The organism is Citrobacter sp. TBCS-14 (assembly GCF_005280805.1).
GTDB classification, from domain to species: Bacteria; Pseudomonadota; Gammaproteobacteria; order Enterobacterales; family Enterobacteriaceae; genus Citrobacter; species Citrobacter gillenii.
The window spans coordinates 1-384 of record NZ_SZWM01000507.1 but is presented as its reverse complement, the minus strand read 5'-3'; the positions used below and the strand labels follow the sequence as shown (position 1 = coordinate 384).

Annotated in this window: 1 protein-coding gene; it reads left to right on the top strand. The window is 53.4% G+C overall.

The features are described 5' to 3' along the window. A partial coding sequence (locus tag FDX22_RS19595) for a TRIC cation channel family protein (RefSeq protein ID WP_186805355.1) occupies window positions 1–326 on the top strand: 326 nt, incomplete at its 5' end. Between the last annotated feature and the right edge of the window lie 58 nt (window positions 327–384).

Below are 384 nucleotides of genomic sequence, written 5' to 3'. Positions count from 1 at the left end.
TGTTCGTGGGTATTGGCGTGAATAAAGCGTTTCTCGCCGGAACCGGACCGTTGGTGGCGATTTGTATGGGAGTGATTACCGGCGTCGGCGGCGGAATTATTCGCGACGTGTTGGCGCGTGAAGTGCCGATGATTTTGCGCACCGAAATCTACGCCACGGCGTGTATTATCGGCGGGATCGTGCATGCGACAGCGTTTTATACCTTTAATGTATCGCTGGAAAACGCCAGTATGATGGGGATGATTGTCACCCTGTTGATTCGGCTTGCCGCCATTCGTTGGCATTTGAAGTTGCCGACGTTTGCGCTGGATGATAACGGGCGTTGATGTGACGATGCAAAACATGTAGGCCGGATAAGGCGTTTACGCCGCCATCCGGCACATT